We start from the raw sequence: 241 nt of genomic DNA on the forward strand, positions 1-241 counted from the left end.
AACAGCATGCGATTGCTAAATGTGAAAGAATAATGCAATAGTTGAAGAAGACACACAAAAAGACCGAATTTATTTCGGTCTTTTTGTGTGGTTTAAAAATCAACATTGAAATTTAACAAAGCCCTGATTAAAAACAGTCAAAACTAACAAAACAAATGACCTAAATTTTAGAGATCTTAATTAATTAAATGGGATTTTAATAAAAATGCTTGGCGCTTAAAGGATGATGTATAAAATTTTG

It is taken from the genome of Geobacillus sp. ZGt-1 (assembly GCF_001026865.1).
Lineage (GTDB): Bacteria > Bacillota > Bacilli > Bacillales > Anoxybacillaceae > Geobacillus > Geobacillus thermoleovorans.